A 21,192-nucleotide genomic window follows, 5' to 3' on the forward strand; every position below is an offset into this window, starting at 1 on the left:
AGAACACCATGCATCCGACTGCCCGCATCATCAGCGTCCTGTCCGACAAGTTCGCCCGGGACCCGTACGCCTGGTATCCCCAGCTGCGGGAGAACGACCCCGTCCACTACGAACCCGGCATCGGCGCCTACTTCCTGAGCCGGCACGAAGACGTTCGCCGGGTTCTGACCGAGGACCAGATCTTCACCACCCAAGCCTTACGGGAACGGGCCGAGCCGGTCATGCGCGGTCGCGTCCTGGCACAGATGACCGGCGCCGAACACACCGCCAAACACCGGACAATGATCCGCGGATACACCGGGCCGATGCTGGAAGACCAGATCCCGCTCATCCGCCGCAACGTGGAGCAGCTCATCCGCCCCCATCTGCGGCGCGGCCGGTTCGACCTGGTGAAGGACTTCGGACAGCAGCTGGCGATCTGGGTCGCGCTGGACAGTCTTGGACTGCCCAAGGACAACTGGCGGAATGTGCACTCCTGGTTCCAGGGCGTGGCCGAATTCGTGACGAGCGTCACTCTGACCGAGGAGCGATACCGGCATTGCGTCCAGTGCGCCCGCCGGCTGGAGGACTATCTGCGGCCCTTCATCGAGGAACGGCGCGAGAACCCCGGCCAGGATGTGATCTCGCTGATGTGCCACACGGAGTACGAGAGCGGGAGGATGAGCCTGCACGAGGTCACCGCTCTGTGCCACAACGTGCTCCTCGCCGCGACCGAACCGGCGGACAAGACACTGGCCCTGCTGTTCCGGCATCTGATCACCCACCCCGATCAGATGGCCCTGGTCCGCGGCGATCCCGGACTGGTGACCAACGCCATCGCGGAGACGCTCCGCTACACACCGCCCGTGCAATTGATCCCCCGCAGGACAGCGGAGAACGTCGAGATCTCCGGCGTCGCCATACCCGCCGAGACCATGGTCTGGTGCATGCTCGCCGCCGCCAACCGCGACCCGCGTGTCTTCGAACGGCCCGACACCTTCGACCTCCAGCGCACCGACCTCGGTCCCGAACGGTCCTTCACCGCCGCCGCTACCCACTTCGGGTTCGGCGCGGGCATGCACTCGTGCGTCGGGGCCGCATTCGCGCGCAGGGAACTGGAGACGGTCGTGACGATGCTGCTGGCCCTCATGGAGAACATCGGCTTCCCCGAGGACGCCTCCTACGAAGAGACCGGCTTCTACTCCCGCGGCCCCGAATCACTCACCCTCACATTCGATCCCACCGCGGAAGGACGGCTCCTGGCTGCCTGAACCACCAGAAAGGGGAAACCGCATACAGCCGGCTGCGACCTCCTCCGCATCACGATGACGGAGGACCGGAAAGGGGACATGCCGTGGACAGTAATCGCCACCACACATCTGTTCTGATTGCCGGAGGAGGACCTGCCGGACTGGTCCTGGCGGTGGAACTGGCCCGTCGGCACGTCGACTTCCGGATCATCGACGCCGGCGCGGGTCCCTTTCCGGGATCACGGGGCAAGGGTCTCCAGCCGCGCACCCTGGAGATCTTCGACGACCTCGGAATCATCGACTCAGTACAGGCGGAGGGAGCGCCGCTGCCGCCGATGGTGGCCTGGGAGGAGGGAAGGATCGTCAGGGAGTGGGACGTCATCGCCCGTGGCGAGCCCACTGGGGCCACGCCCTATGCCGAGCCCCTGATGCTTCCTCAGTCGCGCACCCAGGAACTGCTTCGCGAGCGACTGCTGAATCTGGGCCACCGTGTCGAGTTCGGAGCGCGGCTCGACGGATTCTCCCAGGACGAGGCCGGCGTGCTGGCCCAGGTTGTCCGGACCGACGGAGGTACGCGGGAGATCGCGGCCGACTACCTGGTCGGGGCAGACGGGGGCGGCAGCACCGTACGGAAAATCCTGGGTGTGAGGTTCGACCGCGAAGACGTGGACACCCGGCCGCTGCTCGTGGCCGATGCCGATATTCCCGGACTGGACCGCGAGCACTGGCACACCTGGGGTGACGCGGTCGGCATCATGACCGCGATCTGTCCCGTCGCCAGAACGGACTACTTCCAGGTCATCGCACGGTTCGCGACGGGAACCCCCGACCCCGCTCCCGAGCGGGTCCGCGAACTGGTGGCCGCCCGCACGGGAGTGCGGGTGCGGAAGGTGCTGTGGTCATCGGTCTTCCGGGCACGAGCAGCGCTGGCGGAGCACTTCCGGGTCGGCCGGGTGTTCCTGGCCGGTGACTCCGCGCATGTTCATTCCCCGGCGGGCGGCCAGGGCATCAACGCGAGCATCCAGGACGCCTACAACCTGGGATGGAAACTGGCGCTCGCGGCAACCGGCCAGGCAGCACCCTCGCTCCTGGACTCCTACGAGGCGGAGCGCCGGCCCGCTGCGGCGGAGGTGCTTGGAGTGAGCACCCGCATCCACCAAGGGGCGGGTCGGGTCAGGGAGCTGGCCGCGCGCCGTGACCGCACCACGCACCATCTGGCACTCGGATACCGGGGTATTCCACCCAACGCGGAGATGCGCCCCGCTCTCGTCGAGGAAGCCCTCCACGCGGGGGACCGCGCTCCGGATGCCCCTTGTACCGACCGTGGCGGAGCCCCGGTACGTCTCTTCGACCTCTTCCGCGGACCCCACTTCACCCTTCTTTCCTTCGGAAGTCCGCCCATCCAGCCTGTCAGCGCCCGGGGTCCCGCGGTGATCCGCGTGGTGCGCGTCGGCCACGACGTCTCGGACCCCGCGGGGTTCGCCTCCCGCGCGTACGCACCGCACGGCCTGTTCCTCGTACGACCGGACGGATACATCTCGCTGGCCACCGAGACTCCAAGTGAGGTGACCAGTCATCTTCGCTCACTCGGCATACATGTCGGATGACCGGCGGGACCCTGATCTGGGCTGCTCGTGCTCGCGTCGGCGGCCCTGCACCGCTCGTCGGGCCCGGAGGAACCAGAGAGGCAGACCATGACCGACCCGGACCGTCCGCAACCCGCCCCCTACGTTCTGGATTCAGCCGCCCGAGCGGATCTCGAATTCGACCGCCTGCGCACGATCGAGCAGGTCTACGACCCCGGAACCGAGGAGATCCTCACCCGGGTGAACCCGGCACCCGGGTGGTCATGCCTCGAAGTCGGCGCGGGAGCGGGCAGTATCGCCCGTCTCCTGGCATCTCTCGCCGGAGAGACCGGAAGAGTGGTGGCAACCGACAGCGATCCGCGATTTCTGAGGAACATCGCACATCCCGGGGTCGAAGTGATCGAACACGACATCACCGCAGGCCCTCTGCCACCAGGTTCCTGGGATCTGATCCACGCCAGATCCGTACTGGAGCATCTGCCGGACCCCGAATCCGTCCTGGCCCGGCTGATCCCCTCGCTGGCACCACACGGGCAGCTCTTCGCCGAAGCGATCGACGTCAGTCGCGAGACACTCGCCATCGCCGCCAAACACGCCCCGGACAGAAGAGCGGCCACAGCCTTCCTGGAGTTCGCAACCGCGGTGCACCGGCTGATGACACTCGCCGGAGCACACCCCGAACTCGGCAACACCCTCCCGGTGCTCCTCGCCGCCCAGGGTCTGGAGGGCATCACCCACCAGCGGCGACACCCCCTCGTCTCCGGTGGAAAACGCGGCTTCTACGCGCTCACGCTCGCCCGCCTCGCACCGTCGTTCCAGGACCACGGTCTGCTCGACACCGCCGATCGACGGCTCTCCTCCCTGTTCGACGACCCGTCCATGGTCTTCCCCGCACTCCCCATCGGCGCTGCCCATGGACACACCCCCGCGGTCGGACGGCGACAGCGGAGAACCTGAAGAGCCGGTCCGCCAGGAAGGGCGGAGAGCGCCCATCCGAACGGAACAACACGCAAACGGAACACCGAGAGAGGCGAAGCCGATGAGTGAAGTAACGGTTGTGGGCCGGGTCGTCGCCAGGGCGGGCAAGGAGGCAGAACTCGCACAACTGCTCCAGGCGGTCATCGAACCCACCCGGAACGAGGAGGGAAGCCTGCACTACTCCATCCAGCAGAGCATCGAAACCCCGGAGGAATTCATCGCCATCGAGCGGTGGCGACACACCGAAGACCTCCAGCGCCACTTCCGAAGTGCGCACTCCCAGCACCTCGCCGCCGCGGTGGAATCACTCCTGGCGGAACCGATCAAGATCACAACTTACCGGGAGCTGACATGAGATGAGAGTCCCCACGAGGGCGACCGCTAACCCCACGGAGACTGCACGGACAAGACCTGAGGCCAGGCCCCATGTCCAGCGCAGACTCCGAGCTGCCGTCTCCAGCACCCGGGACCAGCCTGGGAAGCCCTCCTGGGGAACACCCCGGGCTTCACCCTCGCCCCGCCGCGCTGGAAGCCACCACACCCGAGACCTACCTGGCCATCAATCCGGACGACCTGCTCCGCCGCTGAGCCGGCCAACCAGGACCACCACCCTCTCGGGCGATGACGGCGGAACATAGCCGTGGTTCCCCGGTTCGCGAAACCGGAGAACCACTGGACCATTGATTACTCCACCGCCACGCCCTGCCCACACCGTCGAGAGGCACCAGAACGACCACCCCACCCACAACTTCACACCAGACCCCAGCGGAGCCCGTCACACGCACACGGGATCGAGCCCTCCTACGCCGCGGCGCAGCTGAGGCGGAACAGATCCTGAGCCCGCTCCAAGTCCCGCTCCGTGCGAAGCTGGACTTCCAGGTCACCGGTTCCGTGGTGGCCGAGTCCTGTCACGTCCCGGGTGAAGCCGGGGACGAGATCAACCGTGCCCGGGTCGGCCTTCAGGTAGACGAGGAGCTTGGCCTGCTGGGGCGGGCAGAGGCAGGCGAAGTTCCGCAGCCGCTGATAGGCCCGGTACTGCTTGCGCTGCACGGGAACGATGTCGTCTCCGAGCCCGAGCAGCGCCTCGTCGACCGCGGCGGCCAGCTCCGTCATCGCCCCGCCCGCCGTACGCTCGCTCCGGCCCCCGGCCGCGCGCAGGCGGGAGGCCATCCGGGAAGCAGCGGCGTGTCCGGTGACGGAGGCCACCGTTTCCAGCCCGATGTGGTGATCGCCGTAGAAGCGGTAGCGTACGAGATCGATGCTGCGGCGGTGCTCGCGTACGGCGTGGACGTCATAGCGGGTGAAGTCACCGGCCACACAGATCAGCCTTGGCGCGCTCCACAAGACCCCGGCCGCAGCCTCGGCGCCGAGCCGGTCACGCACCAGTCGCTGGAACTCGTCCCGGTGGTCCATCAGCCAGGACAGATAGAACAGCCCCTGGTGGATCACCCCGGCGTCAGTCGCCCGCTTGTACTCGACGATCACCGGCGCACCGTTCTCGTCAAGACCCAGCGAGTCGATCCGCCCGCCGTGCACAGGGCCGGTGCTGTACTCGCTCGCCAGGAACCGCACCCCCAGCATCGTCTCCATGTGCGCCTCGACGAGATCCTGCACATCCGCCTCGACCTCAGCAAGACGCGGTGCGACCTCCGCCACCCCGCTTGTCGTATGGAACAGCCTCAGCCCCGACACCTTCCCGGGGCTTCACCCTGGTCGGTCCGACCCACGCGTTGAAGCTGCTTTCGGGGATGGGGGGCTTGACGGCGCGGACGGGATTTTGGCCGTCACCGGACCGGACTCCGGACCAGCCTGCCGCCGAGGGGGTGGTCACTTGGGACGGTGGCCGGTCAGTTCCTGCCAGCGGTGGTAGACGGTGTCCAGTTCGCGTCGGGCCTGGGGGATGCGAAGGTCGTTCTTCAGCTGGGCGGTGACCTGGTGCAGGTTCTGTTCGGCCTGGCGGCGGTTGCCGGTGTCGGCGACGGCGCTGTGGATGTGGACGACGAAGGCCCGTACGTCCGCCTCGGGGGTGTCCTCCAACGCGAGGGTGAGCAGCTCGCGCTGGCCGTCGGGCGGCGTCAGGTAGATGTAGGCCTCTGTAGGGGAGTGCTGGTCGTCGATCGTGAGCCCGAGGAGCGGGTGGGTAGCGCCGGTGCGCACCCGCAGGGTGTGCTCGTACAGATCCAGGCGGTGGCGAAGCGTCGCGCTGAGGTGCGGTGAAGAACGGACGCCGATCGCTACCAGGGATGCTGGGGTCCAGCCGTCGGCGGGTGGAAGTTCTGGGGCGGGGTTCTTGATGCCGTCGTATATGGGGAGCGTCAGGTTGGCGGGCTGCGGCAGGATGGCGTGGTGAACTTCTTCCTCCGTCGTCAGCAGCCTGTCCCGCCCTCGCCGTCGTCTGCTGGTGTGGATGTTCTGGAGCGTGTGCGGCTGGCGGTTGCCGCGGCACGGGCTCGGGACGGAGGTGCGCTCGAGGAGCTGATCGCCGCGCTGCTGGCGGCCGGTTCGGCCGGGGACCGTGGAGACGCGATCGAGGCTCTGCGCGTACTGACGGAGCGTCCGGCGCTGCTGCTGCGCCTGGATGCCTTCATACGACGGGAGTCGTGGTATTCAACGCGCCCTGCCCCTTCGCTCACCGAGGTCGACCCGGTCGCGCTCGCCCTGGCGGCCTCGCACGCCGATGGCCGCATCCGCGAGCGTGCGGTGCGGCGGATGCTGAACCAGCCGTATCCGGAGATGATGCCGTTTCTGGTACTGCGGACCAGCGACTGGGTCCGGCAGGTCCGGGAGCCGGCGTGCGCGGGTCTGGCCGTGCTGCTCCACGAGAACCCCCTGCTGACCACCGTGGCGAGCGTGCGTACGGCCTTGCTGGTCAACCGGCGCCAGCGTGGCTCCTTCGCCCACGGCCAACTGCGCGCGTCGCTGTCCGCCGAGTCGGGCACGGCCCTGTCCGAAACGCTTCTCATGGCCCCCGAAGCGGTAGTGCGGCGCTTCGCCCTCGACACCACCACGCGACGCCTGCGGCTTCGTGACCTCGCCGCCCTCGCCGAGAGCGATCCCGACCGGCAAGTCAGGGCCCGAGCTGCCGAGGCCGCCGCCCGGCAGGCGGTGTGGACCGACCAGGTCGAGCTGCTCCATCGCCTGGCCCGCAACCGCCACACCGAGGTCCGGACCACCGCCCTCACAGGGCTGATGCGCACCGGCTCTCCCCAGGACGTGGTGCCGTTCCTCGACGACCCGTCCGCTCTGGTCCGGGCCCTGGCGCGGGAGGCGGCCCGCCGCACCGGTGCGGATTCACTGGCGTACTACCGTGCGGCAGTACAGGCCGCCGAACCTCAGGTCGGGGCGATCGGCGGGCTCGCCGAGACCGGCACCCAGGCCGACGGCCCACTGCTCACCGCCCTGCTGGACAACCCAGCCCCTCAGGTCCGCGTCCACGCGCTGCGCGCCCTGCGGAACCTCGACGCGGTGCCCGTGCCCCAGGCCATGGTGCTGCTGCGGGACGGCTCCACCGCTGTGGTCAAGGAGGCCGCCGCCGCCCTCGCCCCCAGTGCCGCCCAGTTGCCCGCCGACCTGCTGTGGGACATGCTCACCGACCCGCAGCGGCCGGCGGTCCGACGGGCCGGCTACCGGCTGCTGAACCGGCACGACCGCCCCACCGCACTGCGCGCCGCCCTCGTCCTGAGCGGCGATCCCCACCCCCGACTCGCCGCCCAGGCCACGCCGACGCCACCACACAGATCCGCACCCTGGCCATGCGCCCCTGGCACACCCGCCCGGTCCCGTCCCTTGACACCAGCCCCGCACAAGCCGCCGAACTGCTCGCCCTGGCGGAGCAGCGCCGTACCGAGATCACCGACGGCGTGGTCCAAATGCTGCGTAACGTACTTCGCCGGGTGCCTGGCAGCCGGTAGCCGAGGGCGGGCGGGCGCACACCAGCAGGCTGACTCGCTGCGCTGTGCCATGAACCGATTGGACGCCTGTTCGTGTTCGGCGGGTCTTTCTTCCTCTCATGTCTGGCTGCTGCCTGCGGCGTGTGGGGGAGACGGGCGCGGGCGGGACCGGATGGTCGTCAGGTCCCGCCCGCGCCATGCCTGGCCGCTGTCAGAGGGGGGTGCGCCCGCAGTGGGGCTGCCTGTGCGGGCGCACTGTGCTGTCGCGGCCTGGTCGGCTGGTGTGGTGGGTTGGGGTCAGCCGGTGGTGGCGAAGGTCCAGCCGGGCATGGTTTCCCAGGCGAGCCAGTTGTTGTTCTGGTAGGTGGCGCGGGACATGGTGCCGTTGGTGCCGGTGGCGAAGAGTTCGAGGGTGTTGGTGTAGGCGTTGTAGGTGGCGGAGGGAGTGCCGGAGAACTTCCAGTCGCTGACGGTGCTCCAGTCGGCCCAGGTCTTGGTCTTGTTGTCCCAGTAGTTGTGGCCGAGTTCGCCGGTGTTGCGGACGGCGAAGAGTTCGACGGAGTTGGAGGCGGGGTTGTAGACGGCGGTGGGGGTGCCGTTGAACTGCCAGCCGCCCATGGTGGTGATGTCGGACCAGCGGGCGCCGTTGAGGCTGTAGCTGTGGGCCATCGTGTTGTTGGTGGTGGTGATGAAGACCTCGGCGCTGTTGTTGGCCGGGTTCACGACGGCGGTGGGGCTGCCGGTCACGGCCTGGCCGCCGATGGTGCCCCAGTCGCTCCAGGTCCTGGCCTTGCTGTCCCAGTAGAGGTGGCCGAGTTCGTTGCGGCTGCTGGTGGCGAAGAGTTCGACGGCGTCGGTGGCGGGGTTGTAGAGGGTGGTGGGGGTGCCGGTGAACTGCCAGGTTCCCAGGCCCCGGACGTCGTCCCAGCGGGCGCCGTTGGTGCTGTAGGTGTGGGTCATGTAGCCGTTCGTGTCCAGGGTGAACACCTCGGCGGTCTGGTTCGAGGGGTTGAACACGGCGACCGGGTTGGCCTTGAGCTTGAGGGCGCTGGGAATGACGCTCCATCCGGCCCACTTCTTGGTGGCCGGGTCCCAGTAGTTGTGGCCGAGTTCGCCGGTCTTGCGGATGGCGAACAGTTCGGTGGCCTTGGTGGCGGGGTTGTAGATCGTGGCGGGGATGCCCGTGAACTGCCAGTCCCCCAGGGCCTCCCAGCCGCTGGTCCAGCCCTTGCCCTCGGAGTTGGAAGCGTGGGCGAGGACGCCGTCGGTGCCCAGGGCGAAGATCTCGGCGGTCTTGGTGTCCGGGTTGTACACGGAGTTGACGACCGCGGAGGAGTAGTCGACCTTGGTACCCCACGTGGAGACGGTCTGCTGGACCCAGCCGGCGAGGTCGTCGACGCGGCTGGAGGAGGCGCCGGTGCGGGTCTCGGTCTCGCCGAGGCAGCCGCCCTGCCAGGAGCGGGAGGCCACCGCGACGAGTTCGGCCTTGCCGTTCTTCTCCCGGATCGCGGGGGCGCCGGTGTCGCCCTTGCAGATCGCGGCGCCGCCGGTACCGGTGGTGGCGATGGCGGTCGCGGCGACGGTGTCGAGGGTGAAGGCCCCCGAGTGGAGCTTGTTCGGTATCCACTCGTCCTTGGTGCGCCCGTAGCCGGGAACGCGCAGGTTCTCGCCGGCGGTCGGTGCGGTGGTCGCGACGGGCAGCGTCGCGACGCCGGTGACAGGGGTGGCAAGGCGCGCCATGACCAGGTCGCGGTCCTGACGGGTCACGAGTTCGGCCACGTCCACCGTCTTGTCACCGACGGTCGCGGTGGTCTTCCACTTGGGGGCGCCCGCGGCCAGGGCCTGCGGCTGCGCGGGGTCGTCGGCGAAGCAGGACGCGGCGGTGATCACCCAGTACCGGTCGACCAGCGCGCCGGTGCAGACGCGCACGTTGTCGCCGATCGCCAGGCGGGCAGTGTAGGCGTAGGAGCCGCCTGCGGCCGGATCGCCAGGAACGGCGCCGGCGGGGGCAAAGGTGCTGAGCGTACCGGCGGTCGCGGCTGCGACCAGCACACCGAGCTTCCGGGAACGGGACGGAGTCTTACGGGACATGGGGTTGATCCTTCGGGTGAGTGCGTGGGAGACCGCAGGGCGGCCGACCTCCTGCCGATGACCCCGTGGGGGAACCCTGCGCGGGGTCGATTCAGCCGGTGGTGGCGGCGATGCTCCGGATGGCGCTGCTGGTAACGGGGTAGAAGGTGGTCCAGCTGCCGTCGCCTTCCTGTCGGAGGTCCAGATGTTGTCGGCGCTGCCGATGGCGAACAGGCGCGTGGTGTCGCCGATCGTCGCCGCGACCTGCTGCGGGGTGATGCCGTCGACAGGGGTGGCGAGGCGGGCCATGACGAGGTCGCGGCCCGGGCGCGGCACCGGCTCGGCGATGTCGACGGTCTTGCTGGCGTCCGTGGTGAGGTCGGCGCGGCCGATGGTGGCGGTGGTGTTCCACTTCGGGGCGCCCGCGGGGAGGGCCTGCGGTTGGGCGGGGTCGTCGGCGAAGCAGGAGGCGGCGGTGATCACCCACTACCGGTCGACCAGCGCGCCGGTGCAGGCGCGGCTGTCACCGATCGCCAGGCGGGTGGTGTAGGCGTAGGAGCCGTCTGCGGCGGGATCGCCGACCACGGCGCCGGCCGGAGGAGCGGAGAAGATGGTCAGCGTGCCGACGGCCACTGTCGCTATCAATACGCCCGCCCGCCAGGCGCGGGACACGGCGGTGGCACGAGACATGAACGAGATTCCCAACACGTGAGAGGTGGATGAGGGGCCGTCGACCTCACCGCGGACCGGAGAAGACCTGGGCCTGCGCGTCACCGACGGGCAGCAGGTCACCATGACCGCGTCCTCCCACAACAGCATCTTCACCAGGACCTGGCTCGAGGACCACCCCCGCAAGCACGTCTTCATCCGGGTCGGCGCCTGTTGGCTCAACCTCCAGGAAGGCTGGTGGCGCATCTTTCGCAAGGCCGCACTCGCCGACCAGTCGTTCGCCGACCCCGACGAGATCGACAAGGCCACCCGCCTCGCAACCGCCCAGCTCAACGCACGCGCCAAGCCCTGGATCTGGGGCAGAGACCCCCCACCAACCCGCCTACTCCGACGCCAATTTGTATACCTCCTTTAAGGAATCCAGCACTAGGGGAGCTTGGTCCACGGGCTCCAGCCGGTGGTTCCGGTGGTGTACCAGGCGTGGTAGACCTGCTGGTCGTCACCGACGGCGACGGTCTCGATGGTGTTCTTGTCGGCGTGGTAGAGGGTGCTGGGAGCGGTGGCGAACTTGCCGGGGGCCACGAGGGTCCATGTGCTCCAGGAGGTTGCGCCGGTCGTGTACCAGGAGTGCTGGATCTGTCGGCTGTCGTCGAGTGCGACGATCTCGATGGTGTTCTTGTCGGCCTGATACGCGGTGCTCAGCGCCGTGAAGGTGCCGGGGGCGACGAGCTGGAAGTTGCTCCAGGTCCAGGTGGCGTCGCTGTACCAGGAGTGATAGATCTTGCGGTCCTCGCCGAGTGCGGCGACCTCGATGGTCTCTTTGTCGGCGTGGTAGACGCTGCTGAGCGCGGTGTACCGGCCGGGGGCGAGGAGCTGCCACGGGGTCCAGCCGGTGGTGCCGGTGGTGTAGTAGGACTGGTAGATCTGCCCGTCGTCGCCGATGGCGTAGATCTGGTTGGTGCGGCGGTCGCCGATGTAGTTGGCGTTCACCGTGGTGAACTTGCCGGGGGCCACGAGGGTCCACGTGCTCCAGGAGGTCGCGCCGGTGGTGTACCAGGAGTGGTAGACCTGCTGGTCGTCTCCGAGGGCGATGACCTCGATGGTGTTCTTGTCGGCGTGGTAGACGGCCTGGAGCGGTCCGGTGACCTTGCCAGGCGCGAGGAGCTGCCAGTCGGCCCAGGTGCTCGAACCGGGGTTGTGCCAGGAGTGGTAGACCTGCCGGTCGGTGCCGATCGCGAAGACCTCGGTGGTGTTCTTGTCGGCGTGGTAGACGGCGGTGGGGCCGCTGACGAACTCGCGGGGGGCCAGCAACTGCCACGCACTCCAGCCCGCGCTGCCGGTCTTGAAGGACGATCCATAGATCTGCCGGTCGGTCCCGAGCCGGAAGACCTCGGACGTCTGCGCGGCCGGCTCGTAGACCGTGGTCGTACGGTTGTCCGGTGTCAGCGAGCGAGTCTGCTGGACCCAGGCGCCTAGGTCGTCGACGCGGCTGGAGGAGGCGCCGGTGCGGGTCTCGGTCTCGCCGAGGCAGCCGCCCTGCCAGGAGCGGGAGGCCACCGCGACGAGTTCGGCCTTGCCGTTCTTCTCCCGGATCGCGGGGGCGCCGGTGTCGCCCTTGCAGATCGCGGCGCCGCCGGTACCGGTGGTGGCGATGGCGGTCGCGGCGACGGTGTCGAGGGTGAAGGCCCCCGAGTGGAGCTTGTTCGGTATCCACTCGTCCTTGGTGCGGCCGTAGCCGGGAACGCGCAGGTTCTCGCCGGCGGTCGGTGCGGTGGTCGCGACGGGGAGCGTCGCGACGCCGGTGACGGGGGTGGCGAGGCGGGCCATGACGAGGTCGCGGTCCTGACGGGTTACGAGTTCTGCCAGGTCGACCGTCTTGTCGCCGACGGTCGCGGTGGTCTTCCACTTGGGGGCACCCGCGGGCAGGGCCTGCGGTTGGGCGGGGTCGTCGGCGAAGCAGGAGGCGGCGGTGATCACCCAGTACCGGTCGACCAGTGCGCCTGTGCAGGCGCGCACGTTGTCGCCGATCGCCAGGCGGGCGGTGTAGGCGTAGGAGCCGCCTGCGGCCGGATCGCCAGGAACGGCGCCGGCCGGGCTGGCGGAGAGCGTGGTGAGCACGCCGGCGGTGACGGCGGTGGTGAGGAGCGTGGCCTTCCATGAGGCGCGCGCAGTGATGCCAGACAAGAGTTCAGTCCTTGGATGGTACGGAGAAGAAGGCGGTGCGCGGGCTGGCTGCGGTTGCTCAGCCGGTGACGCGCAGCTCGACGAGGGTTGCCTTCTTGCCTCCGGAGGGGATGTCGGCTTCGCCGACGGTCGTCACGTCGTCCTTGGCCACATCGATGGTCTTGGTCTTCCCGTCACTGGTGAGAGTGGCGCGCAGGTTGTGGTCGTCGTTCCAGAGGCCGAAGGTGCCGGGCACCTCCAGTGCCAGGTAGCCGGTTCCACCGGAGACGTTGAAGCAGTACTCGGTGAAGCTGTTGTTCTTGCTTGCCTGGACCTTGATGCTCCATTGGCTGCTGCACTCGGCCAGCATGATGTGCCCGTCGCCGGAGATCAGCTTGAGGCCCTTGTCCTTGAGGACCCGGCCCGCCCCCGGGTAGGAGAAGTCCTCCACCGCTGGCGGGGGAGTGGTGCTCGGGGCCGGGGAAGTGGTTCCAGCGGCCGTGGCGAGGGCGGTGGCTCCGAGAGCCACCGCGGCAGTGCTGAAGCCGGCGACCAGTGCAGCGCGTGTACGAGATATCACGGTTCCCTCTCTGATTGGTGCACGGAGGATCAGACGCCGTGCGTAAAGAGATATTAAATCATGTGTATAGAATCTGTCGCCATGAGAAAACACCCCATCAAGCCCTGTTGACGCCCCGGGATGAGGGGAGGTGCCGCCTGAAAATGATCATGGCATGAGGGTGTTTTTGATTGGATGGCACCTGCTTGATTAATCATGCAAAGCCGGATGGCGTCCCGTGGCGCCTTCGTGTTCGGCCTGCGCCGCCGCCTGCCTTCTCCCGGCATGCTCGGCGTGGTGACCTGATCGGGTGGGGGAGTTTCAATTCCTGAGAGAGAGTCAGTTTATGAAGAATGAAGGCCGCTCTAAAAGTGTGAGGGAGATCTGGCCGCGTGGAATGCGTTCTGCGTGTGCGCGGCTGGTGCCGCTGACGTTGGCAGCGGGGATCATGGGGACGAGTCCCGCAGCGGCGGCGACGCAGGACGGCGGGGAGGCCGAGAGCGCCGCTACGGTGACCGACCGGGGGCGTGCGGTCGAGTTCTGGAAGGAGGGGGGAACCTCCGTGAAGGCAGCGGCGGAGGCCGCCCTCACCGGAAGTGACGCGGATGTCAGGCGCTTCCTGGACAGCGGGAGGGAGTCGGCCGGAGCGCTGGACGACCGGCTTGAGGTGATGCGGATCCTCTCCATAGGCGGTGGCAACGTCCGGGAGACGGCGAAGAAGGCATTGGGAGGCTCCCCGCAGGAGCTGCGCAGCTTCGTGAAGGACGGTTGGGAGAAGCCGCTGGAGCTGGACCAGCGGATCAGGGCGGGCCAGATCGTCAGCACCGGCGGTCCAGCGGTCCGTGACGCGGGCAAGACCGCCCTCGCCGGGTCGATCGACGACGTGCGTGAGTTCCTGCGTGCCGGCCAGTATGCATCACGGGAGCTGGACGAGCGGGTTCGGGCCATGCAGATCCTCAGTACGGCGGGTCCGGCGACCAGGCAGGCGGCCAAGCTTGCCGTCAGCGGCTCTCCCGATGACATCCGTGAGTTCCTTGAGGTGGGCCAGCATGTGGCTCGCGCCAGAGATCAGGAACGGTCGACGGTCGAGCAGTTGGCACAACAGGCGAAAGAAGCGGGAGACCAGGCCAAGCGGGAGAAGGACGCAGCCAAGGAGGCCTCCGACCGCGCGGTGGACGCTTCTCAGCTGGCCAAGGAGGTGGCGCAGACGGCCGCGCAGGAAACAGAGGCGGCCCGTACGGACGCCGGGCGTGCGGCAGGTGCGGCTGGGCTCGCGGCGGAGGCCGCCGGCGGTGCCACGCGGGCCGCGCAGCAAGCTATAGGTGCCGCCCGCGCGGCGAGTGCTTCGGCCCGGGTCGCGGCGAACGCTGCTTCGCAGGCGGCGGCGGCGGCCTCTGGAGCGGCGCAGGCTGCAACACGGGCCCGTGGCGCTGCGGCGGGCGCGGCCAGGGACGCCTCCAACGCCTCCGCCGCGCGTAAGGCGGCGGAAGACGCCCGCAATGCCGCTGCAGGGGCAGACGAGGCTGCGAAGGCGGCTGAATCGGCTGGAGCGGCTGCCGAGCAAGCCGGGCGCGCGGCGCAGGCCGCGGCCAGTGCTGGTGCCAACGCCAACGCCGCGGCCGATTCCGCCTCTCGGGCCGGCAGCCTTGCGCAGTCCGCCGGGGCGAGTTCGGCGAAGGCCAACGCGGCAGCGGAGCAGGCCAGGCGCCAAGCCGGTGAGGCGACCCGCGCGGCTAACGCGGCATCCGCTCTCGCAGGCGAATCGGCGCGCGCCGCGAACGAGGCCCGTGCGCAGGCTGTATCCGCCGCAGAACACGCCAGGAAGGCCGCCGATGCGGCAGAGAGCGCCGCGAAGAACGCGGGCGACGCCTCGACGGCGGCGGCCCAGTCCAAGGTGCACGCCGCCGCCGCGAAGGAGGCAGCCGACACCGCCAGCGCCGCAGTGGACAAGGCGGGGGCAACTCGGGATCTGGCGCGCAGGACGGAGGAGGAGGAACGCAAGACCCGTGCGACGATGGCGATAGAACAGGCCAGGGAGTTCAAGAGCGCGGAGGACGAGAGCAGGGCCGAGCAGGAGCGTGTAACGCGGGAGGCGAAGGACGAAGAGGCCCAGGTGGCCAAACTGGCCGCAGACGCCTCAGCCCCCGGTGCAGATCCGCAGCAGACCGTGTTGACGGGGCGCAAGGTGGCCCTGTCCGCGTTGAAGACACAGGGGCCGTGGAGCCAGACGGCCGCCGAGGCCGCCCTGGGCGGCTCCGACCAGGCGGTGCGCGAGTACGTGGTGAACGGACGTCAGAAGGCCGTTGAGCAGGACCAGTACGCCCGAGTCGACTACGTCGCATCCGACGGTCTTTCCGACGCGGTCCGCGAGGCCGCGCAGAAGGCCCTCAGCGGTGACGTCAACACCATCTCGGACTTCCTGCGCACAGGGCAGTACCAGGCGGCACTGGGCGAGTACACGCTCAGGACGCTCCAGGTGAAGAGCGTGGGTGGCCCGGCTGTGCAGGAGGCCTCCAAGACGGCGTTGCAGGACGGTTCCCCCGACAAGCTCCGCGAGTTCCTGGGCACAGGCCAGTACAGCGCACGCGAGCTCGACGAGCGCGTGCGAGCCGCCCAGCTGACCAGCAGTGGGGGGCCCGAGGTGAAGCAGGGGGCCAAGGCCGCTCTTGAGGGGCCGGCCGTACTGCTGCACGAGTTCATCGGCTCTGGCCAGTACATGGCGGAACGTAAGGACAAGCTTGCCGCGACTCACGCGGCCCAGGTGGACCGCTTGATCGCAGGGGCGGCCGGCATCGCGGCCACCGCGCAGCAGGACGCCGCCACCGCTCTCGAAGCCGCAGCCCGGGCCGACGACGCCTCGGCGAAGGCCGACCTGTACGCCGCTCAGGCCAAGGCCTCCGCGCAGAAGGCGGGCGAGTACACGAAGCAGGCCCAGGGGGCGGCCAAGAGCGCCGAAGACTCTGCGGGCCAGGCTGCTCGCGCCGCTAAGACCGCTGCTACGGCGGTGACTGCCGCTCGACGGGATGCCGACAAGGCGTCCTACTCCGCGTCGCAGGCTCGGGTCTCGACCGCGTACGCCAAGGCCTCGGCGTCCTCCGCCTATGCTGCGGCGGGCAGGGCGCGGGGCTCGGCCGAGGCCGCAGGTAAGGACTCGGCAGCTGCGGCTGTGGCTCAGAGGGAGGCTTTCGCCATCCACATCGCCAAGCAGCGCGCCGAGGACCTCCTGCGTCTCGCGGAGGACGAGAAGCGCAGGGGTCAGGAGGCGCAGGTCGACGAGGAGACCCGGATGCAGTTCCAGTGGATGCGGGAGGTGCTGGCACGGGCGCAGGTGGAGTCGGCGGGAAAGGGTTCCAAGCCGGGCGCGCTTAAGCTGGGCTTCCAGTGGCTTTTCGGGGCGGGCGACAAGACGGTCAACTACACGGCTGGAGACGAGTTCACCGAGCAGCTCCGTAAGGACCACTCCATGGATGTCGTCCGCCAGGAAATCCTTAAATCGATCAAGGAAGGAAACCAGAGCGGTAAGGGCGGCTACTCGGTTCTGGGCAAGGAGGGCGTCGGCCGACTCCTGAGCGATGCGGCCTCATTGCAGACGTTTGGGCTCACCGCCTGGATCGACAAGACCATGACCGACGGGAAGTACGGCAGCTCGACGTCCATTTTCGTGGGATCATATAATTATGATTTCAAGATCCTTTCCAGGGATGATCAAGGAGGAAGGGTGGAGGTGGAGATCCACGTGAAGAACGACACGACGTTCAACTCGCTCGTACACCCGCCGTTCCTACGTGATGCGTGGGACTCGTGGGTCGGTGGGCCGATCAACTCGTTTGCGGACTGGGTTGGCGGTCCCATGTCGACGAAGACGCAGAACGCGACCTGGTCCGAGACGCTGAGTGCTCGATGAAAAGAAAATCAATCGCCCTGATTTCTGTGCCGTGCGCCATCGTGGCCCTGGTCGTCTGGATCCTCACGACCACCGCCCCATCCGGCGGTTCGGCGAAGGAGAGCGATCTCGTCGGCACCTGGCACGGCCGCCAGGGGGCGGAACTGACGTTGCGTGCGGATGGCACGCTGGCAACGGCGAACTTCCCCACCTCCTTCGCGTCCGACGACGAGACCCCCGTCGAATTCTTCACCGGGAACGGGACGTGGACGCTGGAGAAGAAGGACGGCGGAGAGGACCAGGACATCAAGCTCAGTCTGGGTGAGACGGCTGGTTCCAAGCAGGGTGCCTGGCTGCGTGTCGCGGGTAAGGACGCCGGAGGCGGGATGTACGTCCCGATCTCCGTCGATCGCCCCAAGAAGTTCGTCTTCAGCAAGCCCTCGTAGGGTTGGTCCTCAAACGACCCGGCGAGCCGACGATAGTGTCGGCGAAAGTGACTGATCGACTGCGGTAGGTGACGTCGGTCTCCGAGACTGGTTTCGGAGACCGACGTTTGCTGTTGCGGGAGCGCGCGGTTCACCGCGTGTGGCTCTCTTGAGAATTCCTGTGCTCGGCTGTGGCGGGGTGGTAGCTCAGGTGGTCGTCGCCGTGCGCGGTTCGATGGAGACCTCGTATCCGAGGGCAGCGAGTTGGGAGACCAGGCGCCGGGTCTGGCGGATCTTGCCGAGGGGGTTGGTGAAGTGGTCGGGGCCGAGGTCACGGTAGGGCATGTCGGCGAGGGCGTGTCAGGTGGCGATGAGGATCGAGTGGCCGACGGCGACGAGGACCCCGTTCTTGCCTCGGTGGGCGACCAGATGTCGATACCAGGCGGCAAGGTAGGTGCCTGTGCCTCGGACGGCTGTGGCGACGGCGATGCCGAGCGCGCCCTTCAGCCAGGCGTCGCCGTGCCGAGGGACGGGGCACGTGGGCAAGGGGCCGGTGGGCCCTGAGCTTGTTCTTTATCTACCAAGATCGTCCGGGTTTGCCGATGGCCTTGAGGGTCTCCGGGCGTTTGACGGTCTTGCCAACGTCGTAGCGGGGTGCGCGGTGTTTGTTCTTGGCGCCTGGTGACCGTCCGGGACGCGTGCCTCTGGGTTTGGGAATACGGGTCGGGCAGATGAGGTGGGGGCGGATGTTCCTGAATCCCCGGCGGACCCGGGCCGGGGTGAGCCGTTCGGAGGCGGCCGGCTTCTCCCAGGGTCGGCGCAGGTCCGCGGCGAGGGGGCGGGCGAGGCGGAGCTGGGTGTGAGTGACGATCAGGATCCAGGTCCAGCGGTCCGCGGCCTCGGGAGTACGGAGTTTCGGGGTGGTCCAGCCGAGGGTCTGCTTCGCGAAGCGGAAGGTGTGCTCCAGGTCAAAGCGGCGGAGAAATGCCTGCCAGAAGCGGTCCACGTCATCCGGTGTGGCGCCGGTCTCGGAGGACCACAGCCACACCGGCGGGGCCTCTCGTTCCTTCGACAGGTGTTCGACCTTTACCCGGATCAACGCTCCCTCTACCAGAGGTAGTTCACCGTCGTGGTCGAGCCAGGAGGAGCGGTGGGTGAGCCGGGGGCGGACCCGGTCCCACACCTGGGTCTCGGCCTTGCCGTAGTTGATGGTGTCGGTGACTGTGGTGATCGCGGGCTCGGGCCAGGTCTCCGGTTTGGCGAAGCGGAATTCCGGGCCGTGCTTGGGCGGTCGGCCGTTGACGCCGTGCATCCTCGGTGGTTTCGGCAGGCGCATCACGCGGTCGGAGCGGCCCCGGCCCACCGACTCGACCGGCAGATCACGCAGGACCCAGGCCAGGCGGGTGACGTCGTAGCGGGCGTCGCTGACGGTCACGATGTGCGGGTCTCCGGCCTGCCACTGGCCCGCGGTGATGAGTCGCTCCACGACACCCCGCAACTGGGCGGCGGTGACCGCGGTCGCGTCGTCCGCCGGACCGAGCCGGACCGCGTCCAGAATCGCGGTCCAGGACGTGGCCCCCGGCTCCAGCGCGGCCACGAAGGAGTAGGGCCAGCCCGGAATGAACTGCGAAGCCGTCTTCGCCCGGCCGTAGACGTGGCAGAACAGCCGCTCCGCCGAGCACGGCGCGTCCGAACGAAGCCACGGCGACACATCGACCGCCAGGACCAGGCGCCCGCCGTCGAAGCGCGGCAGCGACAGCCTGGCCAGCACCGTCCGCAGCCGGACGACGTCGATCCGGCCTTGGTTCAGGCCGCCGTACATCGCTCCGTGCCCACGCCGGTGCTCGGGCAGCAGTGTCAGGTCCACCGGGACTTCACCGCACCGTCCGCACACAGCACCGCGTCGGCGAGTTCGAACAACTCGTCACGCCGGGCGGTCAGACACTCGTAGAACTCTCCCCGGAAGCGTGACGCTTCCGCGAACGCTTCCCGCCGCACAGCATCAGGCAGCAGACTCACCCTCGCGGCCTTCGTCGTGGTCACGTGCACCTTGGTCGGAGCACAGGATCAGACGAAGGCCGCCTTCATGTCCGGCGAATCCCCAAGCGAGCGACCCCGTTCGAGACGCCGTTCGAGGGTGGAAGAAAAAGAACAAGCTCATTGTCCGCCGAGATCTCCGAGCAGGCCCCGGGCGGTGCCTGGGGCCCCTGGCGCGACTGCCGCAACGGCGGCTGCGCCGGGGGCTGACCGCCGGCGGGCCCCGCGTGACGGAGCCGGGGAACGAGGCCCGGGGGCCGGACGCCGCCACCGTTGCCGCCGTCCGGCCGCCTGGCCACCGCCTCCGACCTGTCGGGGCACCGCTGGAAGGAGACCGGGGGGTACGCCCAGCCGCGCCGCCTCGGTGTGGTCGACGACTGCGCGGGCCGTCAGGTCGGGCGGGCCCGACGCCGGGCGATCGGCATGCGGGAAGACCGCACCGGTCCGTTCGCCGGCGGCCGGCCGGCCTGGGCACCGGATCCGTCCTGGCCGCTGCCGCCGCTGCCGCCGCTGCCGCCGCTGCCGCCGCTGCCGCCCAGCGCCGACGGGGCGGTCCTGGCGGCGACCCCGTACCGGCCGTGACGAGCAGCGCGCTCGCGAGCGGTGACCACCTGAGGAATCCCTTGGACCGGCGCGGGGGCGGCCGACGAGCCGAGCCGATCGGCCACGAGCTGAGCCGACGGCCACGAGCCGTCGCCCGGCGGGTGGACACGTCGGTCCACCCGCCGGGCTCGCCGACCCCCGGTTCTGCGCCGGTCCGGGCGTCGTGGTCGATCGGTCCCGTGCGTGGACGGGGGCGGGGTGTGTGCTCAGCCGGCCGCGCGGTAGGCCGTACCCACCCGGTTGGGGGTCGCCCGGTTGTAGAGACCGGTGCCGCCACGGTCCGCGGAGAGGGTGAACCACGCGTAGCGCTCGGCGAAGGGAAGTCCCTGGAGCATGGCGGTCGACTTCGTCACGAACGCGGCCTGCTGTTCCGGTGTCGGATACTTCGGGGTGCCGCTGGAGAAGTCGATCAGGGCGTACTCGGTGAGCCAGATCGGCTTCTTGTAGCGGTTGTACACGGCCTGGAGGTAGTTGCGCAGTTGACCGGTCGCGGCGTCGGCGCGGAAGTCCGAGCCGTACCAGTGCAGGGGGATGAAGTCGACCTTGTCGTGACGGGCGGCGGCGCCCTTCATGAACTGGTCGAGCCAGCCGCCCGCGACGTCGCCGCCGCCCGCCACCGCGGGTGCCCCCAGACGCATCCCGGTCGACTGGAGCCGGGGCCACAGGTCGAGGGCCCTGGCCACGCTCATGTTGGCCTGCGCCGACAGGTCGGGTTCGTTGAAGCCGAGCAGGGTCGTGCCCTCCTGCCTGGCCGTTCGCAGTTGTGCGTCGGTCACCGAGCCCGCACCCCAGATCATGGGGACGAACTCGACGCCGGCCGGCGGCTTGATCTGCTGGCGGTCCGAGGCCCAGGTGTAGAACCAGCCGGCCCTGGAGTCGGCCAGCGCCTTGGTGACGTCGGTGAAGTTCCAGGCGCTCACGCCCTTCTTCTTCGCCGGGGCGGCGGTCGCGTCGGCCGCACTGCCGACGGTGAGGCAGGTGAGCACCGCGAGCAGGGCGGTGAACAGGCGCATTCGACGTGGCAAGGCGTTCCTCTCTTCGGTCACGCGGTCGTGACGGGGGCCGCGGCGGTCCTGGAGTCCGGGGGCCGGGGTCCGGGG

The 21,192-nt window shown here is 68.9% G+C and carries 18 protein-coding genes and 1 pseudogene; 9 read left to right on the forward strand and 10 right to left on the reverse strand.

All coding sequences use genetic code 11. The features are described 5' to 3' along the window. The first annotated feature begins 8 nt into the window (after positions 1-8). The 4 genes from ACIP37_RS33265 to ACIP37_RS33280 all read left to right on the forward strand — a co-directional run bounded on the left by ACIP37_RS33265 (position 9) and on the right by ACIP37_RS33280 (position 4,148). Complete coding sequence (locus tag ACIP37_RS33265; protein ID WP_363586040.1) at positions 9-1,250, forward strand: cytochrome P450; 1,242 nt, start codon at positions 9-11, stop codon at positions 1,248-1,250. A gap of 83 nt (positions 1,251-1,333) precedes the next feature. Beyond that, positions 1,334-2,836, forward strand: a complete 1,503-nt coding sequence (locus ACIP37_RS33270) for an FAD-dependent monooxygenase (protein ID WP_363586041.1) — start codon at positions 1,334-1,336, stop codon at positions 2,834-2,836. 87 nt (positions 2,837-2,923) lie between these two features. Next, positions 2,924-3,772, forward strand: coding sequence for a methyltransferase domain-containing protein (locus ACIP37_RS33275; protein ID WP_363633671.1), 849 nt, complete (start codon positions 2,924-2,926; stop codon positions 3,770-3,772). 82 nt (positions 3,773-3,854) lie between these two features. Continuing rightward, complete coding sequence (locus tag ACIP37_RS33280; protein ID WP_363586043.1) at positions 3,855-4,148, forward strand: putative quinol monooxygenase; 294 nt, start codon at positions 3,855-3,857, stop codon at positions 4,146-4,148. 446 nt (positions 4,149-4,594) lie between these two features. Here the strand turns inward: ACIP37_RS33280 and ACIP37_RS33285 are convergent, their stop codons facing one another. Both ACIP37_RS33285 and ACIP37_RS33290 read right to left on the reverse strand, forming a co-directional pair. Further along, positions 4,595-5,485, reverse strand: a complete 891-nt coding sequence (locus ACIP37_RS33285; protein ID WP_400811916.1) for a transporter — start codon at positions 5,483-5,485, stop codon at positions 4,595-4,597. Positions 5,486-5,620: 135 nt separating this feature from the next. Continuing rightward, positions 5,621-5,950: a hypothetical protein gene (locus tag ACIP37_RS33290; protein ID WP_400811917.1), complete on the reverse strand. Its 330-nt coding sequence runs from the start codon at positions 5,948-5,950 to the stop codon at positions 5,621-5,623. Between the two features lie 189 nt (positions 5,951-6,139). On the opposite strand from ACIP37_RS33290, the gene ACIP37_RS33295 reads away from it, so the two are divergent. Next, positions 6,140-8,047, forward strand: coding sequence for a HEAT repeat domain-containing protein (locus ACIP37_RS33295; RefSeq protein WP_400811918.1), 1,908 nt, complete (start codon positions 6,140-6,142; stop codon positions 8,045-8,047). On the opposite strand, the gene ACIP37_RS33300 is transcribed toward ACIP37_RS33295, so the two are convergent. Continuing rightward, entirely contained in the window at positions 7,981-10,236 is a 2,256-nt protein-coding gene (locus tag ACIP37_RS33300; protein WP_400811920.1) for a trypsin-like serine protease, read from the reverse strand. The genes ACIP37_RS33295 and ACIP37_RS33300 overlap by 67 nt on opposite strands. A gap of 3 nt (positions 10,237-10,239) precedes the next feature. Continuing rightward, positions 10,240-10,443: a hypothetical protein gene (locus tag ACIP37_RS33305; protein WP_363586048.1), complete on the reverse strand. Its 204-nt coding sequence runs from the start codon at positions 10,441-10,443 to the stop codon at positions 10,240-10,242. Between the two features lie 25 nt (positions 10,444-10,468). On the opposite strand from ACIP37_RS33305, the gene ACIP37_RS33310 reads away from it, so the two are divergent. After that, on the forward strand, positions 10,469-10,837 hold the full coding sequence (locus tag ACIP37_RS33310) for a hypothetical protein (protein ID WP_400811923.1): 369 nt from the start codon (positions 10,469-10,471) through the stop codon (positions 10,835-10,837). An 11-nt stretch (positions 10,838-10,848) separates the two neighbouring features. On the opposite strand, the gene ACIP37_RS33315 is transcribed toward ACIP37_RS33310, so the two are convergent. Beyond that, on the reverse strand, positions 10,849-12,606 hold the full coding sequence (locus tag ACIP37_RS33315) for a trypsin-like serine protease (protein ID WP_400811925.1): 1,758 nt from the start codon (positions 12,604-12,606) through the stop codon (positions 10,849-10,851). Between the two features lie 58 nt (positions 12,607-12,664). Next, on the reverse strand, positions 12,665-13,114 hold the full coding sequence (locus tag ACIP37_RS33320; RefSeq protein ID WP_363586051.1) for a hypothetical protein: 450 nt from the start codon (positions 13,112-13,114) through the stop codon (positions 12,665-12,667). A 376-nt stretch (positions 13,115-13,490) separates the two neighbouring features. Between ACIP37_RS33320 and ACIP37_RS33325 the strand changes: the two genes are divergently transcribed. Both ACIP37_RS33325 and ACIP37_RS33330 read left to right on the forward strand, forming a co-directional pair. Further along, positions 13,491-17,048 carry an ALF repeat-containing protein gene (locus ACIP37_RS33325; RefSeq protein WP_400811927.1) on the forward strand — a complete coding sequence of 1,186 codons (3,558 nt, stop codon included), beginning with the start codon at positions 13,491-13,493 and terminating at the stop codon, positions 17,046-17,048. Between the two features lie 41 nt (positions 17,049-17,089). Next, entirely contained in the window at positions 17,090-17,473 is a 384-nt protein-coding gene (locus ACIP37_RS33330) for a hypothetical protein (protein WP_400811929.1), read from the forward strand. Positions 17,474-17,659: 186 nt separating this feature from the next. Here the strand turns inward: ACIP37_RS33330 and ACIP37_RS33335 are convergent, their stop codons facing one another. The 3 genes and pseudogenes from ACIP37_RS33335 to ACIP37_RS33345 form a co-directional block, all read right to left on the reverse strand. Then, positions 17,660-17,797 (reverse strand): hypothetical protein, encoded by a 138-nt coding sequence (locus ACIP37_RS33335; RefSeq protein ID WP_363586054.1) that lies wholly within the window; start codon positions 17,795-17,797, stop codon positions 17,660-17,662. A gap of 15 nt (positions 17,798-17,812) precedes the next feature. Continuing rightward, positions 17,813-17,998, reverse strand: a complete 186-nt coding sequence (locus tag ACIP37_RS33340) for a hypothetical protein (RefSeq protein WP_400811931.1) — start codon at positions 17,996-17,998, stop codon at positions 17,813-17,815. A gap of 31 nt (positions 17,999-18,029) precedes the next feature. Then, positions 18,030-19,471, reverse strand: a pseudogene (locus ACIP37_RS33345) (NF041680 family putative transposase). A gap of 291 nt (positions 19,472-19,762) precedes the next feature. On the opposite strand from ACIP37_RS33345, the gene ACIP37_RS33350 reads away from it, so the two are divergent. Next, the gene (locus ACIP37_RS33350) at positions 19,763-20,071 is read left to right on the forward strand and encodes a hypothetical protein (RefSeq protein WP_400845014.1); all 309 of its coding nucleotides are present in this window, start codon (positions 19,763-19,765) and stop codon (positions 20,069-20,071) included. Between the two features lie 227 nt (positions 20,072-20,298). Here ACIP37_RS33350 and ACIP37_RS33355 read toward each other — a convergent pair whose 3' ends face one another. Beyond that, a complete protein-coding gene (locus ACIP37_RS33355; RefSeq protein WP_363586056.1) occupies positions 20,299-21,117 on the reverse strand; it encodes a glycoside hydrolase family protein in 819 nt (272 codons plus the stop codon). Positions 21,118-21,192 lie beyond the last annotated feature (75 nt).

It is taken from the genome of Kitasatospora sp. NPDC088861 (assembly GCF_044750105.1).
In the GTDB taxonomy this organism is placed as follows: Bacteria; Actinomycetota; Actinomycetes; order Streptomycetales; family Streptomycetaceae; genus Kitasatospora.